General features: G+C 37.9%; 15 protein-coding genes and 1 pseudogene. 4 read left to right on the forward strand and 12 right to left on the reverse strand.

Going from position 1 to position 13,866, the window contains the following annotated elements; genetic code table 11:
• Positions 1-393 precede the first annotated feature (393 nt).
• Positions 394-576: pseudogene (locus tag JGH11_RS20175) on the reverse strand (AraC family transcriptional regulator); the annotation flags it as partial.
• A gap of 59 nt (positions 577-635) precedes the next feature.
• Between JGH11_RS20175 and JGH11_RS07855 the strand changes: the two are divergent.
• Positions 636-869: a hypothetical protein gene (locus JGH11_RS07855; protein ID WP_236263911.1), complete on the forward strand. Its 234-nt coding sequence runs from the start codon at positions 636-638 to the stop codon at positions 867-869.
• 424 nt (positions 870-1,293) lie between these two features.
• Here JGH11_RS07855 and JGH11_RS07860 read toward each other — a convergent pair whose 3' ends face one another.
• From JGH11_RS07860 to JGH11_RS07910, 11 genes are all read right to left on the reverse strand, one after another.
• Entirely contained in the window at positions 1,294-1,701 is a 408-nt protein-coding gene (locus JGH11_RS07860) for a hypothetical protein (RefSeq protein WP_201111031.1), read from the reverse strand.
• An 11-nt stretch (positions 1,702-1,712) separates the two neighbouring features.
• Positions 1,713-1,937: a hypothetical protein gene (locus tag JGH11_RS07865; RefSeq protein ID WP_201111032.1), complete on the reverse strand. Its 225-nt coding sequence runs from the start codon at positions 1,935-1,937 to the stop codon at positions 1,713-1,715.
• Positions 1,938-1,951: 14 nt separating this feature from the next.
• On the reverse strand, positions 1,952-2,575 hold the full coding sequence (locus JGH11_RS07870; protein WP_201111033.1) for a DUF2589 domain-containing protein: 624 nt from the start codon (positions 2,573-2,575) through the stop codon (positions 1,952-1,954).
• Positions 2,576-2,580: 5 nt separating this feature from the next.
• Positions 2,581-3,378 (reverse strand): hypothetical protein, encoded by a 798-nt coding sequence (locus JGH11_RS07875; RefSeq protein WP_201111034.1) that lies wholly within the window; start codon positions 3,376-3,378, stop codon positions 2,581-2,583.
• Between the two features lie 22 nt (positions 3,379-3,400).
• Positions 3,401-4,285 carry a DUF2589 domain-containing protein gene (locus JGH11_RS07880; RefSeq protein ID WP_201111035.1) on the reverse strand — a complete coding sequence of 295 codons (885 nt, stop codon included), beginning with the start codon at positions 4,283-4,285 and terminating at the stop codon, positions 3,401-3,403.
• Between the two features lie 121 nt (positions 4,286-4,406).
• Positions 4,407-4,955 carry a LytTR family DNA-binding domain-containing protein gene (locus JGH11_RS07885; protein WP_201111036.1) on the reverse strand — a complete coding sequence of 183 codons (549 nt, stop codon included), beginning with the start codon at positions 4,953-4,955 and terminating at the stop codon, positions 4,407-4,409.
• A gap of 126 nt (positions 4,956-5,081) precedes the next feature.
• The gene (locus JGH11_RS07890; protein ID WP_201111037.1) at positions 5,082-5,954 is read right to left on the reverse strand and encodes a fimbrillin family protein; all 873 of its coding nucleotides are present in this window, start codon (positions 5,952-5,954) and stop codon (positions 5,082-5,084) included.
• 33 nt (positions 5,955-5,987) lie between these two features.
• A complete protein-coding gene (locus JGH11_RS07895; RefSeq protein ID WP_201111038.1) occupies positions 5,988-7,646 on the reverse strand; it encodes a fimbrillin family protein in 1,659 nt (552 codons plus the stop codon).
• Positions 7,647-7,666: 20 nt separating this feature from the next.
• Entirely contained in the window at positions 7,667-8,521 is an 855-nt protein-coding gene (locus JGH11_RS07900) for a fimbrillin family protein (RefSeq protein ID WP_201111039.1), read from the reverse strand.
• A 13-nt stretch (positions 8,522-8,534) separates the two neighbouring features.
• Positions 8,535-9,374 carry a FimB/Mfa2 family fimbrial subunit gene (locus JGH11_RS07905; protein ID WP_201111040.1) on the reverse strand — a complete coding sequence of 280 codons (840 nt, stop codon included), beginning with the start codon at positions 9,372-9,374 and terminating at the stop codon, positions 8,535-8,537.
• A 22-nt stretch (positions 9,375-9,396) separates the two neighbouring features.
• Positions 9,397-9,984, reverse strand: a complete 588-nt coding sequence (locus tag JGH11_RS07910) for a DUF3575 domain-containing protein (protein WP_201111041.1) — start codon at positions 9,982-9,984, stop codon at positions 9,397-9,399.
• Positions 9,985-10,342: 358 nt separating this feature from the next.
• On the opposite strand from JGH11_RS07910, the gene JGH11_RS07915 reads away from it, so the two are divergent.
• Genes JGH11_RS07915 through JGH11_RS07925 form a run of 3 tightly spaced genes read left to right on the forward strand, consistent with a single transcriptional unit; the run spans position 10,343 to position 13,680 of the window.
• Positions 10,343-11,560 carry a hypothetical protein gene (locus JGH11_RS07915; RefSeq protein WP_201111042.1) on the forward strand — a complete coding sequence of 406 codons (1,218 nt, stop codon included), beginning with the start codon at positions 10,343-10,345 and terminating at the stop codon, positions 11,558-11,560.
• The gene (locus JGH11_RS07920) at positions 11,553-12,698 is read left to right on the forward strand and encodes an AraC family transcriptional regulator (RefSeq protein WP_201111043.1); all 1,146 of its coding nucleotides are present in this window, start codon (positions 11,553-11,555) and stop codon (positions 12,696-12,698) included. The genes JGH11_RS07915 and JGH11_RS07920 overlap by 8 nt, the downstream gene beginning before the upstream one ends.
• 1 nt (position 12,699) lies before the next feature.
• Positions 12,700-13,680, forward strand: coding sequence for a hypothetical protein (locus JGH11_RS07925; RefSeq protein ID WP_201111044.1), 981 nt, complete (start codon positions 12,700-12,702; stop codon positions 13,678-13,680).
• Positions 13,681-13,866: the final 186 nt, after the last annotated feature.

The following is a 13,866-nucleotide window of genomic DNA, read 5'->3' on the forward strand; positions in this document are numbered from 1 at the left end:
ATTTTAGAGAGATATTATGTCTACCTATAAAATAATAAAATCAAATGAAGTACACATTTAGAATCTCATTTTTCTTGAAGAAAAACGTAGTACGGAAAATGGCAAATCTCCAATTATTGCAAGAATAACATTGAATGGTAAAAAAAGTTGAGTATTGAATCATTGATGTGGGATGTTAATACGGGAGAAGCAAAGGGTTGCAGCCATGAATCCTCATCTCTTAATAATGACCTTAATTCAATCCAGATGATCCTTTATACATATTACCGGAACCTGAGTGAAAAGTGTGAAGTAATCACAGCAGACAAATTACGAAAAATGTATACACAGACAGAAACCTTCCCTCAAACACTTCTAACTCTATTCAGAAAACACAATGAGGATGAATTAAAATACATCTTTATTTACATTTTCACGGGTAATAAACTGACGGTCATAGAAACGCATACAATGATTGAGAAAAACTTCAATATTGGCTGTAATTATAGATTTACTGTGTTTGCCAATAGAGTCCATTAGTTCTTCTCTTATTTCCTTAAAACAATTAATAATAGTGTGTCGTTTCCTGAGTGATAGAAAAGACAGAGTTGTATTTAGTAATAAAAACCCGGATGATTTTGTCAAATACGGCAAGTATGAAATGCGTGGCTGCGATAAAATATTATTGGAAAAAAGCTATCTTATCCATGCTAAAGTTAAGTGGTATAGTATCGGTAACTTCGCTTATTCTTTCCTCTGGAAAGAGAATAAATCAGATACTGAGTACAAAGAATAGTGGAGCGATCCGAGAAAGGCAAAAATCCAAAAAGGGAAAAAAGCAAATCGAAACTCCCATAGTCAAGAAAAATAACAGATTGAAACGCAAATAAATGGTCAAATATCCTCTCTAAACACCCGATGACATTGGTTAAAGCCATTAATAGATATGAATATAAGAGTGATATATAGTTTCATATTTTGAGGGGATTAAAAACCCTGCCGAGTTTTTACTCTGACAGGGGAATAATAAATACTCTCGATTAACAAGGTGTAGCTCCGCATTTTGGACAAACCCTTGAATCAATAGGAATAGTCGTGCCACAGTCAATACATTTCTTCGTTTCTTCGCTGCGACTAGAACTAGAGCATTGATCTGCTTCTTCAGTCATTTGAACTCCACATTTCCAAGATTTTCTCATAATATTTAATTGTATTAAAATTATATCCTCCTTTTTTGGCGAGGAATACTACCGATGCTACTCTCTTAGGGATTTTCTCATTTCTCCCAATTGTAATATCATACTATAATGTAAATCACTCGATATATTCGAAAATCACTATACTACGACCTCTGATACTAGACTTTAGTATTAATTTATAAGGATTTTCACTTGGATTCCAATCGAATCTACCATCGAAGTACGTCTTATTTTGAACTGTTTCTCCACTTAATATAATTCTCTTATTCTCTTTGTTATTATCATTATTAAGAATATTTTCAGCAAAATCTTTGGCATCTGCTATGTCTATATCTGTAACACGATAATTAGATACTCCAGACCTAATATTGTTGATAATATCATTCTTAATACTATCACTATTTGGACTACTTGTAATTTCACTTTTATAATTAATTACTTTCATATCCTTTTCATCACATCCCACAAAAAACATAGACGAAAAGAAGCTGAGAAATAAAATGAACAAAATATTTTTTTCCATAACTATAATTTTTAAAATTTACTTTTTGAATTTACACGGTTTTGTACCTCCTGCACCTTATGCAGAGCAGATAGAGCCTCCTTCGATTTGAACTTATCGATAACCAACTGTAATGAACACTTTGGACACCGTATACTGGAAGATGTTATCAACTCCTGAATACTTGTTTTTATCAACTCCGAGCACCGCGGGCATTTCACACCTGTTGTTTCGGGATTCGCTTGAATTGGATTCATAAATTAATACTGCTTTATTTACGTTTTACTTTGCTTTTATCTGAATCGTCACTTTCAACGTCTTCTATTTGCAGGTTGTTGGTTGTTAAATGCAATAAATTAGCCAATCCTCCGGGCACATCCGCTTGCTGCATTTTGACCTTTACCTTCATGTTAGCTGTCAATCCTTGTCGTAGCTCACCTTTTGCCGACTGTTGTCCTACATCAGGAGCAAGTGCTGCACGTAATTTTACTCCTTGATTCTGGATTTTCACACCCTCTTGAATTTGCTCGTCTTTAAATGAAAACTGTTTGTCATAACTTTCCGATACTGCGTCTATAATTTGTATGTCAAATTCAAAATAGGCTTCTTTAACCTGCAATAGGGGAAGTGGAACAAGGGTAAGTAATGGAACACTGATGCGCTGTATATGTTTTCCTCCAACGTCAAAAGAAGCATAGGAGAACGTTAACATTCTCAGCTTTCCAAGTTCTTTGGTTTCTTTGTTATACGATTCAAAAGCCAATTCCAATAAATAATCAAGATACCGGCTTGAAGAAATGGAGTCTGCATCAATAGTAGCTACAAGTGGTGCGGAGATCAAATCCTTTAGTTCCATTACCTGGCTACTTACCTTTTTAATATCATCATTAGCCATAATTATTATTCTTTTTCGGTTGGTAATAAATTTTCATCATCAATTACACTTATCGGAAGGTAGTTGGGATGTATTCTAAGCTGAAGAGAGTGAATACTTTCAGTCGAATACTTGGATAGTTCAGCGTTTGACACCTCAATTTCCATAGAAGGCAGCTTTCGCTTCCGATTGAAATTAATATTCTTTGTCAGCATAGGGATAAAAGCACTAAGTGCTTTTTCTATACTAATACTGAGAATGCTCTTGAGATTATCTTTCTTCGAGACAACCATATCACTGAAATCTTTATTATCCAGTAATTCCGCAGAAACAACATCCAATGAAACTTTGAATAGTACATCATTATAGAAGCTGCCATCTTCCTTTACCAATATCGAAAAATTAGAATAGCACGCGTTTAGAATCTTACGGCTCAAAAAAGCATGAAACTTATCATTCAGTTGAGACTGTCCGGATAGCTTCTCCAACAATACATTCACCTCTTTATTCTCATTTTGCTGGGCTTTTACAGAAGCTGTTGCACTGATTATTACCTTTGCCAACTGCGACGAAACATCTTCACATCGATGTTTGTAATACTCGTAATCAGCCTCATATTGCTCCGGCATGTTGTCTGCCTTCTTTATTCCGTATTTCAAATCCAGCTCTACATCACCGAAACTAACGGTAGGCAACTGAAACTTTTCCATACGCCCGTCTTTACGGTATGCTTCGCTCAACTCTGCTGCATACATATTTGCCTCGTGTTGAGCAACGATCATATCACGAAGGATCGATCCTACTATTTTGCTTAATTGAGCCATAAGATTCAAATGTTAATTGTGATTATGCTGTTTTAGGTTCATCGACTTTCTTCGACTCTTTCTTTTCAGTCTTATTGCCCTCAACCGTTACAGCCACAGTATTGCCTTCTCCAGCTTGTACAATATACTTACCTGCATCTTTAAGCATAAAAATTACGCTGTCGCCGCTAACTTCTCCATCAATTTTAGTATTACCTAACATCAATGTAATTGGTTTTGTGTCGAATAAACCCTCGCTGTTTTTGTAAGTTGCAATCAGTTGTACCGGCTTTCCGTCATTTAGCATTATCAAGGTTTCGCTAACTTCCAAAGTTCCTTTAGGGTCAGACACATCAAGCGAACTGCCTAATAGTTCAAGCACTTTTGCCAGACCAGCAGGCATACTTTCCTGTCCGGCTTTTACCGCTACGTCCATCGTATACTCAACGCTGTATTTCGAATCTTGCGTAGCTTTTGAATCTTTTTTACTTGAATAATTGGCATTCATTTTTGCTGAAGCCTTAAAAGGCCCCCAACCAACACTTACATCTGCTCCCACACTACCCCCAGCTTCTGTGTGTTCGGAGTTTTCAGAGAACGTAGATGCCGAAGCAGAAATATTGGCTTTGAAGTTTAGGTCGATCGTGTGAATTGCAATGTAAGGTATCGGAACGATTGTAAGAAGAGGCACGTTAAGTTGTGCCATACGTCCGTTTTGCATAAATTGAAACGATACGTTTATTGCTTTCTTTTCACCTGTTTGAGAATCGGTATTAAGACCGACTTGTTGAATGAAATTCCATGTTGTTTGGGCAGCCATAGCTTGTGCTTCGATACATGCTTTGAGTGGGCCACCGATAATTGAACCAAATGGAATCGCTTGTAACGCACTAGTTGCGATTTGCGATGGAGCTGAATCAATTGCCATAATGTTGTAATTTTAAAAATTAATAAATTAACTTGAAGCTTCAGATACAAATCTAAGCGTCGTAACATCCTTGGCAAAATTTGTTTTTCTAACGACAATTCTGTTCTCCGAACAGCAATATTTATTCGTATTTCCGGCTTCTTGTACCAACGAATGAGAATGACTTGTTTACAGTTTTTTGAAATTCTCTTCCGATAGGCAATCTCTCGCCGCTAACCATTTTCACGGTATTTCCCATGATAGATTCCACATAATGAAGATTGATTATATAACCTCGGTGAATACGAATAAAATCTTTACTGACAATATAATTATATGTTTCAGACATAGAAATGGATACAAGCATTGTTTCGGCATCCGATAGATGAATTTCACAATAGCTCCGTGATGCCTGCAGATGTGTTATACTACTGATGGCAATTCTTTTAAATCCGTCTGATACCCTGACAAATAAGTGGTTGGTTATTAATATATCTGAATCAGATGAAGTTCCGGGATTTTCCAACACACTGTATGGGTAGTTCGATTTATGGATTTGATCAAGAAACTCGCTTTCATTTGCTTGCAGGTGAATTATTTTGGGGGAATTGGTTTTACTATTGATTATGCAAATGATAATACTTTCCACAATATTTGTAATATGGTCACTCATCATGCTGCGGTTTATCATATTACAACAATGCGGGTGTTCTTTCGAACCCCGCATTACTGTAACACTTTAAGTTAATAATTTATCGTAACTTATTTGTTTTCAAAAAAGAGGGATAATTTAATCCTCAGTAACATTTGCTTTATCTTAATTAATTCTGATCACTTCTGTAATAGTACCCTGATCACCCCATGCACTGATAGTACCTGTTTGGAATTCAATTCCATAGCGGGTCAGCATTAACGTTATTTCAAGATGTTTGCCACTTTCTAAGGCAGTCAATGTAGCAGGAACCTTGTAGGTAAATGTTTCTCCGTCAATCTGTATTTCTATCATTTCATCTCCTGTGGTCAATGTTTGAGGAGCTACAATGAACATGGCATTGGAACCTGTTACCGAAGGGTAAGGATCTGTTCCCTCTGCGGCGGTTTCATCTACGGTACAATCTGAAAAATTGACCTTCGCATCCGATTTTAAGTTTTTCAGTGTGATTACAGCGTTTTGCAGAACATCAATAGAATAATAGTTCGTACCCAAATATATCGTCAGTTTATGCATTAGATGTTTAAACTGCAGGTTCACAGGATTACCTTTAGCTACAGTAACCTTCGGTGCCATCAACAGGTCTTTGGCTGCTTCGGTTGCCGCGCCGGCTACCTTGTATCGCACAACTCCGCTACCTGAATAACTCGGATACCAAGCAGAAAAAACAAGCGGATCGCCATAATGCGAAGTTAATACATCCCAATAAAGATTGCTACTACCGATCTTGTACTCGACCCCGCCTCCGAACTGTGTCGTCGGATTTTCGTAACACAGGGTTAATATGTCTCCTTCTTCAAATTCTCCACTGCCATCATAATCGAAAGCAGCCTTTGTCTTTCCACCGGTCGATGCGTCAATGGTGGCTACGATTTTTACTTCTTTGCGAGAGTTGTCTACTTCCTCGTCGTTGTTAGAACATGCTGTAAAAGCTAGTGCTAGAATCAATGTAGCTGTAAATAATTTTGTTGTTTTCATAAATATATAATATTAAATAGTAAAAATATTTTCTTAATACTCCCTTATCCAACGGACATTACCATCATCGCTCTTTAAAAAATAACCGTATTGAGCAGATTCAACGTTAAAGATAAAGCTTCCGTTAGCCCAATCTTCGGATGAAGATAAATACCTTTTAGCCACACTATTACCGCTGCAACCTATAGCTATACCACCATCTTTTGCCGTAAGTTTTGCATTGAACTGTGTACGAGCTTCTTTACATTCGGGCGAATCATAACCCGGCATATTATTGCTCGCTATCCAACCCACAATGCTCTCATAAACTTTGCCGCTATATCCTGCATAAAGCATTTTCAACTCATCACGGGCAGGCAGATACCAGGCTCCGTTCTCGTTACCGTTGTTCATATTATAAATATGAAAGAAAGCAGGATAATCCATGGAAAAGGCAACGATCGAACCCTTATATTTGGCAATCAGGCTTCTTGTGGCTGTTGCTCCGTCTGTCAGGCTGCGGATACCTGCCACTCCGGCGGCGTCTTCATCATTATCCGGTCCCCATTTCGAGACATAGGCCTCTTTGAATGCCACAACCTTGCCTTTGGTTCCAAAACTGCCCGGCTTCACCCAGAATACAATGCCATCGGGGTAAGTATTGTCGGGCCAGTAGTCGCCAACGGCATAGGATGTACCTGTCATTGCGTTAAGATCGCCGGTATCTACCTTCAACCGGAAATAATAGCTATTGCCCTGCTCTATGCCACCGGAAAGGAAATCGAGATCGGTTCCGATATTATACGTTTTAGTAACCAGATAGTTATTAGTTCCGTCTGTAAAGGATAGTTCGATAATTAAGTCATCTGAACTTTCAAACGCATCTGTAGCTGTGGGCAACACGGCCATATAACCTTCGCACTGGTTTTTTCCGTCTTTGACAGAGAAATTCCGGGCGTTGCCGGTTAATTCTAAAGTTAAATTAGGAAATTTTGATGAGTTCCCAACCGAGAGTGAACCGTCGTCAATATTATTCAAATTAGCTATAGCGGCAAACACCGATTTGCCGGAACTCAGCCCCACATTGATATTTTCCAACTTCAGACTATTGTTGTCCGAGTTATTCCATACGGCAAAACGAAGCATCGAAGCAAGATGCTTGTAAGTAAGATTAATAGGGCTACTACCATTCACAACTACATCGCTTTGAGCTTTCATCAGCATATAGGCTCCCGTATGTGTGGAATTAGCTTGGTCTTGTGTTTGATAAGCAGGTACGTTTGCTCGAAGGAAAGATCCGTAATCAGTTCTAAGTTCCCAAGCCGAAGACGGATAAAGTCCATATGCAGTGTATGCTCCATCATCTACACTTCCACTCTGAGCAACAAATGTACAACTGTTGCTTTGCTCTCCCGCTACTACGCTTGCAGCATAATCCACTCTTTTGTATTGGAGTGGGTGCGTCGTACTTGGATTCGTAAAAAAGACTGTTGTGGCATCTCCGTTGCTCCAATAGATTTTTTCACCGACTGTATAATCGTTATCTTCTATCACACCTGCCTTTGTTACGATTTTATCGCCCTGATCGACAGATGCTATCAGTTGCGGTGCTGTTTTTTCTCTTTCGGGTTGCTCTGTTACGGTCTCATCATTGCTGCATGCTCCAAGCAATATGGAAATACCGACAAATAAAAATGATATGTATTTTTTCATATTGTTTTCTTTTATAGTTATTAGTTCCATTCGTCCCAACCTCCGTCGGGTGTAAAGTCCTCTTCCACGTATCCGCTCACATAACCGCCTTCTTTGAGGGTCAGATTCAAGGTCAAAGCTTTTCCTCTTTCGAGGCGGGTCAAGCCCGACGAAACTTTATATGTGCTGCTCTTCCCGGCAATTTCAATCTCAATAATACCCGTGCCTGCGGCAGGGAGAACTTGGGGTGCCACAATGAAAGATACGGAAGCTCCTGTTTTAGGAGTGTAGCTGTCTGTTCCCTCTGCGGCGGTTTCATCTACGGTACAATCTAAAAAATTGACTATCGCATCCGATTTTAAGTTCTTCAGCGTGATAACGGCATTATCCAGTTCAGCAGCAGAATAGAGGCTCGAACTCAACACTATCACCAATTTATGCATCACATGCTTAAATTGCAGGTTCACCGGATCACCCTTGGCTACAGTAACCGGCGGTGCCATCAACAGGTCTTTGGCTACTTCGGTTTCCGCGCCGGCTACCTTGTATGGTACAGCTATACCGTCATAAAAAAAATGGGGATACCAAGCAAAAAAGACAGTCGAATTGTCACAATACTGGGTTAAATCTTCCCAATAAAGATTAGTAATACCGATCTCGTATGGTTGTTTACTTTCGTTACCTTCCGTCGGATGCTTATAAATTAGTGTATATCTGTCTCCGGTTTCAAATACTCCGCTGCCATCGTTTTCGAAAACAGCTTTTGTCTTACCGTCGGTAGCACCAATGGTGGCTACAATTTTCACTTCTTTGCGCGAGTTATCAACTTCCTCGTCGTTCGAACAGGCGGTCAAAGCAAGCACGGTTATAAAAACTATAGGTAATATTTTTCTCATTTTCATTTCTATTTTAAGGTTCTATTTCAGATATTATCTCATCCTGTAATGCCCAGCCTTTTATCGTCGATTCGATTCCTATGGCTGTAAAGATTTCCATATCGCCGGTCAATTTTAGAGGCTTGTATTTGTCGTTATTATTGAAACCCGTGAGTAGAGAACTTACATCCGATATTATCTGCTGATCAACTTTGCTTTTATAGGTTATGTCCAATATCAGTTCCTGTTTTTCGGCAGTTAACCCTATCAAACGCAGCGAGGCTGATAGCTTGTTTCCATTCTGTGCAAATACAGGTTTTACTTTCAGTCCTGCGCCTGAACATACTCCGGTCTTCATCTCCAATATATTTGCTACACCGCTCAATGAAGCAGTTACGGATTCTATGTTAGCAATATCTCCATCAGTAATAGTTAATTCTATATTCAGCAGGCGCACTTGTTGTTGCATAACGGCTGTTAAACTTTCTTCTTTATCGTTTTCAAAGACAGCATCTAATGATGAAGAAAAGAACCATCCCGGTTGTGCATCGACAATGCTGCCTGAAGTGGCAACTGTAGCCGTAGAGCCATTTATTGTTATTTTATCAGCCGGGTTATAAATAGTGATGGGATAGGTACCTGCTTCCAGCTCGGGTAAGGTGTTGGTTGCAGAATGAAATGTCAGGTTTTTATTGTTTAATACAACTGTATAAGGAGATGGGATTGCAACACCCTCGTTACGGTTTGTCCAGTCGGTCGTTAGAGTAACCTTAGGTGGATTAACCAATTCTTCTTTGGTACAGGACGGAAGGATTACGGAAAATAAAACAATGATTGCCGTAAACGATGTGTAATTGAATTTATACTTTTTCATTTCATTAAAGTTTTCAGGTTAATCAGTTTATTTTCCAAACAAAAGTGATACTTGCGCTTGTCGGTCCCCAATATCCATGCGAATATTTATCTTTGGTACGGACATTTACGTTGTTTTTCCGGGTATATTCTTCTGTGTCGTACAAATAAAGATATCCCAGAGAGATGCCTACATCGACCAGTAGGTTCTGTCCGCAATCAAATTGGTGTCCAAGTGTTAATCCGCCACCCATATAGCTGCCTTGTTTTCCAGTCAGGTTATAACTCCCCATCATATACTGTAATCCCAAATAGTTGTCTTTAAGCTCACCGATATAATATCGTACTTGCGGAGCTACATTCCAGAGATGCCAATATTTATTGGTCGTATTTAAACTCCAGTGAGCAAAAGCACCATCTACAATCAGACCAATATTGTCCGATGGCTTGTATTCAAATCCGGCATTAGGCATCAGCATTAACCAAGGAACGGCATTGGAGCGTAGGCTTAAACTACCTTTTTCGAAATAGGTTTGCGAGGATCGTTCGGGCTGTTGTGCATAAACAGCAATACTCATGAAAAACAGTATACAGAGTAAAACCGTTTTATTCATTTTCATTAGATTTGTCATAGTTGATTATAGTTTTTTTAACTCATTTTGTTATAATGATAGTCTTTAGATTACATATTATACACCTCTATAAATTGACATTGAAGAGAACCAATAGTGACAATATTTACTTTTGATTATCAATGTAATTGGGTACAATTTTCAGTAAAACTATAATCAAAATCCTGAAGAAACTAGCCAAAAAGTCCATATTTACACCTACAAAAACATCAATCGTATGATTTTGCATATATAATCTTAAAAAATGAGTAAAATCGTAAAATAAGATACGTGTATCTTATTGATTCATTGAGAACTTAAATTATGTACGTTTTTGACTTAATTGTTAAAATAAATTTGTATTTTTATGCAAAATCGTATGAAAGAATTTGATATTATAAGGCTTCTTTTTATTGCTATTCCTGCGGGGATGTTTGCTACCTATGGAATTTTCTGGGCAATCATTCTCAGCTTAAAGGTGAAGAATACAGAAGACACTTTTAGAAAACTGATGTCGCTTTACTGCTTATTTGCAGGTATCACCGGATTAATGCTGATTATGTTTTATTTTCTTTCTGATACATTTTTTCAGCTTAATATCTTGTATTGTATTTTAGCAGCATATACAATGATTACATTCTATCATTTCCTATACCATGCTGCTAAACTGAAAAAAGATTTTAACTTTTTACATTATCTCCCTCCCCTTTTAGTCGGTATCGGGTTGTTGATTTTCAGAATTATCTCTCCTGAAGATTGGATTAATTACGGCAATGACATTTCACTTGGTGCTGCATTGGTATTCGGAATAATCTACACTGCGTTGCCACTATATGAAATGTATAAGTTCCAACTCGCACTTGCTGTACAATTAGGTACTTCTGCTGCCATAGACAATAGCAAAGGTATTCCTTTCGTATGCGAAATCTTGTTATATCCTGTCGCCTCTATATTACTACCACTTGTAGGAGGATCCGAACCAAGCATATATGTATCGATTTTACTGATGTTGTCCTGTCTACTTGCTTTGGCAATGAATATCCCACTCACTTATGCACTGATGCGTCACTATGTAGGTTCTTCTTTTAGCAATATTTCGTTATTCGAAGCTTCCATGTTACCGGCACCCCAACCTACAATGATAGAACGAATGCCTGTAATGCAAGAGCAAGAGCACGAACAAGACGAAGCAGAAACTACAGTTTCAAAGCGTGTGTACCGAAAATATTCAAGCAAACAAATCAAGGATGGGCAACTTATCGAGTTGGACAAAAAAGTGTTTGACAGCTATTTCCGCAAGCATAAGCCATTTTTAAATCCGCAATTGACCATCGTTGATCTTGTGGAACCACTAGAAAGTAACCGCACATACATATCGAAGTTTGTCAATCAGGTTTATGGCATGAGTTTCAGCAGTTATATGAATTTATGTCGTTTGCACGAAATGAGACGGTTGCAGGCATTACCATCAAATAAAGGCAAGAGTGAGGCTGAATTATGCCTAAAAGCCGGATTTGGCAAGTACCGCAACTACCTGTATGTAAAAAAGCAATTCTCTACGGTGTTAAATTCTCAAACAGATGTAACAGATGACTGAGCAGGAGGTTCTAAATATATTACCTTTCATATTTCCGTTATATACGGCATTAATTAGTGGTTTGTTGTTGCAAAGGCTTTGTAACAAAGGAGAATCTCAGCTTGAAAAACGATCTATCCAAATGGCGATATGGGCATATATCTCGGCAATATTCGCTTGGTTATCGATAGTATTCTATATTGTGATACCTCAATTGTTTGTTGTTTTCAATGCACCTGTTATGTGGATATTTATGGGGTATAATATCCTGTATTATCGGTTTGTCTTTGATTTAACGAAAACACATGAAAGTGAAAAGTTTTCAATCTTACACTTTGCTATACCGACCCTTATTGCATTGGTGTTGTTTGTCTGGTCATTCTTTATACCCTTCGATGTGCAATTACAGCTTGTCGAATCACGAGGCGAACCGTCACGGGATTATCCTTACTATTCGGCGTTGTTCACCTCCAAACCATTACTTTTCGTTCTGTTCCATGTCGTATATACAGTTTTTTGTCTACTTAGGGTAATTCGTTTCCGTCGGGTTGTAGTAAACTATTCAGCAGATGAAGAGCGAACCTCACTCAGATGGCTTTATCAGATTCTTTTTGTTATGCTTGGCTCATTACCGGCTGCATTGGGCTTTATGCTGTTAACTAAGCAGCAACTAACATCGTTTCCGATTAATATTTTTCTTGCTCTGGTATTCATGTTTAAAGATGTAATGCTTGTCCATAATATATTGCTTGACAATTTTGTGGTTATTTCCTCTGACACGTCGGAAAAGGAAATACAGACACCTCCGACAGACCGTGAGTTGCCTGAACAAATAAATCGTGAAGATGTACATCGATTGGAAATATACATGAGTAATAACAGACCGTATCTGAATCCCAAATTGAAAATAACAGAAATAGCACAAGCTTTGAATACCAATCGTAGTTCGCTATCGGCACTGATAAATGGTACCTATGGTATGAATTTTTGCCGTTTTGTAAATCGTTACCGATTGGATGAGTTAGATAGGTTAAAATCTCATCCCAATAACACCTCCCTTTCCGAGTTGGAACTTGTGGCAAAAGCTGGTTTCAGCGACTGGAGAGGCTACCAGCGAGTAAAAAGCCGTGAAGAAGAATTCAACTTAAAACAACAATAACATGAAAAATAAAACAATTGAGATCAAGAATCTGAAAATTGAAGATTTAAAAGAAGGAGATTTTATTTTATGTCCACCCAATGACCTTATCGGCAAATTAATTGTGAGGCTAAGTGGAGGTGTTGTAAGCCATTCTGCGATCTATTCCGGAATAGTGAATGGTAAACCTACAATCGCACATGCTCATAAATATGGGATTATCTATAATACACTCGAAGAGTTGTTTACCTTTTATGATGAATCATTTTGTTATGTGAGGCGAAACCCGAATCTACAAACGGTTCAACCCACAATGGAATCTGCCGACATGTATATTAAGGAAGGAAATCCATATTCGTTTGCAAATTTGACTATTCTTTCCCTGCTTGGTATATTTAGTAAATTGTCTGCTAAAATCATCAAAAATGAAACTTATTTCGATATCCTTGAAAACTTGGCTTTGAGCCTGATGAAAGATTTAAGTAAGCTACTCCACAAAGACAAACATCCGATGACTTGCTCACAGTTTGTAGCGCAGTGTTACACGAATAAAGAGTACATTATTCAGTTTGAGAAGCTTATAGTTGACACGGAAATCCGTAAAGGAGTCGGCGATACGACTTCATTATGGGAAATTATGCAGCAAAAGAGTATGACCAGATTATTGAAGATTGAAGAACTGAATATCTCTGAATATGAAGAGGTCGATAGTGAAGATTGGAACAACCGAATTGCTGTTAAGTTAAATGATTTGCTGGATCGTTATGATGCAGGCTTGTTGCCAGAGGACACTGTCAGTGACGAAGATATAGCAAGAACTGGGATAAAACTGCTGACCATTTTATACGAACTTAAAGCAATCAGTAGCCATTACGGGGTTTCAAAAGCGATTGACATGATACCTGATGACAGGAACTTTTTCGTTACACCTGATGACCTCTATCTGAATGCAATAGATTTTATAGACATAGGTAGTTTTGATGGAGGTATATTTACAAGATGACAAAAAGACTATACACATCTGATAATCAGATTTACACATTACAAACTTTATGTTTTATAGACACTTTCTTTAGAATAAAAGAAAGAATAAACAGACCGGATTCTGATAATTGTTAGAATTTAATTATAAACAAATTAGAATACCATTTTATCATTAATCCTGTGAGTTTTTTAACAACTCACAGAG

The sequence above is a fragment of the Dysgonomonas sp. Marseille-P4677 genome, from assembly GCF_016652235.1.
In the GTDB taxonomy this organism is placed as follows: domain Bacteria; phylum Bacteroidota; class Bacteroidia; order Bacteroidales; family Dysgonomonadaceae; genus Dysgonomonas.